Source organism: Shimazuella sp. NTD248, assembly GCF_059510395.1.
In genome coordinates, this window is record NZ_JCAJZT010000025.1 from 1 (window position 1) to 1,946 (window position 1,946).

A 1,946-nucleotide genomic window follows, 5' to 3' on the forward strand; every position below is an offset into this window, starting at 1 on the left:
CTCGATGATAATGGATAGAAAATTGACTGTTTATATTTATTTACTATTTATACTATTTTTGTTATTTATATCTTATTTTATAGTTTCATTTTTTTCTATTCCGTTTTAGTATCCCTTGTGAAAGGCTCCCAAAATTCATTTGAGAGCCTACCTTAGTTTCTTTTTCTTGTTTGAACGGTATTTCAAATTGTATCTTTTGAATGTCACAGAGATAGTCTCATCCTTTGTTCCTAAATAGATTGCAATCTTTTTTAGAGACATTCCTTTTATCCAGTGGAGTTCATAAAGTAATGCTCTTAATTTGATATCACTCATCTTTAAAGACCTTGCTAGTTTGTTTCCTTTTGGTAACTTTGGTATTCCATAATGTTCGATATTCGATCGAATGGTTCTTTTTGAACAACGAAAGTGTTTTGCTAAGTCTCTGTATGTGTAAAATCTTTCTGTATAGAGTTGATGAAGTTCACTTTCTGGCAACTTCCTCACAATCCCACTCCCCTAAAAGATATTAGACATAATTCCCATTGACTTTTTGTTAAAATAATTCTTGATCTAACAACTAAGTAACTCTAATAAATATCTCTCTTGTCGGTGAATCTTTTCTAACTCAAAAGTTGAGATGCTGGTAATGAGGGTAGACCGAAACCGACTAACTTTCTCAATATCTCCTGTCAGGAAAAACCGAAAGAGATCTTCCATTCTTTTTTAGTTCATTCCCTCCATTTTTTGTTTCAGATATTGTTCCCCATAATGCAGAAGAATGTAAAACGCTTGCAAGAGAGTGGAACGTGTTTTAGCTTCCCGTAACCTTTCAATAAGTGGAACGTAGTCTTCTCCCTCACCACAGCAATAAACGAAATATTCCGCTAACTCTTTACCTGTTTGTATTGCTTCGCTCAATTCCATTTCAGACGTTCTCCCCTCCATCCACTACTGTGCAAGCAACCACTTCTATTTCATTTCTTCTAACGTAAATAGGATTGGCGAAGATATCGTACGACTTCCCTTGTATATAGACCATTTTGTTCAGCATCTCCACGATCTGAACATCCAGCAAAGGAAATTCAATTTTCTTTCCATCTGTTGTTTGAATTCGCACGATACTTTCTTTTCTTTGAAAACGAGACAAATGATAAGGTGTCTCTTCCAGTTGCATGACGACATGCAGATCTTTTTTTTGATTCAATTGCTCAAACACCATATGATAATCATGAGACAATCGATACCCTGTAAAAGATTTTAAAAACTCCCAAAATCTTTTTACTTTTTCCAAGCCTCCAGCAACAACAATCTGAAAAAAATTCGACCCTTTTTCTTTCCGTCTTGGTAGAGATGGTAATAGTGTATTTACCTGATTGGCTCTCATCGTACTCCCCCTGATTTAGATAGAAATCCGCTGTAATCCCCTAGTTGTTTATCCTCTGCATAGAGCATAACAAAATTAAAATTTTCTGACAAATCAGCGAAATTAAACCATTCATCCTCTACATTAGGTTCAATATAACCAAAAACATAAAACATAATGCCTTAAAATGGTATTACACAACTAAAAATAGTATCTACACTACTAAAAGGGTACATAAAATACAGAATTATCCTATTTTTCTTTTTAAAAAAATATTCTATACTAAGGATAAAAGGAAGATGATAATGGAAGACTTGGATCTCACAAAGGTAAGAGAGCTTTTTAAATCCTTACGAATGAGTAAAAAATTGCATCAACGGGACTTAGAAGAAGAAGGAATCTCCGCAGGAACGATTAGTAACTTTGAATTGGGTCGAAAACATGTAAGTGAGGGAAAAGTCTATCGCTTATTTGAAAAATTAGGAGTAAAAAAGAAAGACTTACCTCGTCTTCTCAAAGAGAAAAAAAAGAAAGAAATTGATACTCTCGCTATTTTGAAATTGGATTTGAAAGCAATCGAAACAAAAATGGATTGTGGAGA

The 1,946-nt window shown here is 33.8% G+C and carries 3 protein-coding genes; 1 reads left to right on the forward strand and 2 read right to left on the reverse strand.

All coding sequences use genetic code 11. The features are described from left to right. Window positions 1–705 precede the first annotated feature (705 nt). Together AC5WOE_RS19955 and AC5WOE_RS19960 are read right to left on the reverse strand one after the other, a co-directional pair. On the reverse strand, window positions 706–906 hold the full coding sequence (locus AC5WOE_RS19955; RefSeq protein ID WP_496053344.1) for a hypothetical protein: 201 nt from the start codon (window positions 904–906) through the stop codon (window positions 706–708). A gap of 1 nt (window position 907) precedes the next feature. Then, on the reverse strand, window positions 908–1,366 hold the full coding sequence (locus AC5WOE_RS19960) for a hypothetical protein (protein ID WP_496053345.1): 459 nt from the start codon (window positions 1,364–1,366) through the stop codon (window positions 908–910). A 284-nt stretch (window positions 1,367–1,650) separates the two neighbouring features. On the opposite strand from AC5WOE_RS19960, the gene AC5WOE_RS19965 reads away from it, so the two are divergent. After that, on the forward strand, window positions 1,651–1,946 hold a 296-nt coding region (locus tag AC5WOE_RS19965), incomplete at its 3' end, for a helix-turn-helix domain-containing protein (RefSeq protein ID WP_496053346.1).

Coding starts and splice junctions, on each gene's coding strand:
- AC5WOE_RS19955 (WP_496053344.1), bottom strand. CDS start 906: ATGGAATTGAGCGAAGCAATACAAACAGGTAAAGAGTTAGCGGAATAT.
- AC5WOE_RS19960 (WP_496053345.1), bottom strand. CDS start 1,366: ATGAGAGCCAATCAGGTAAATACACTATTACCATCTCTACCAAGACGG.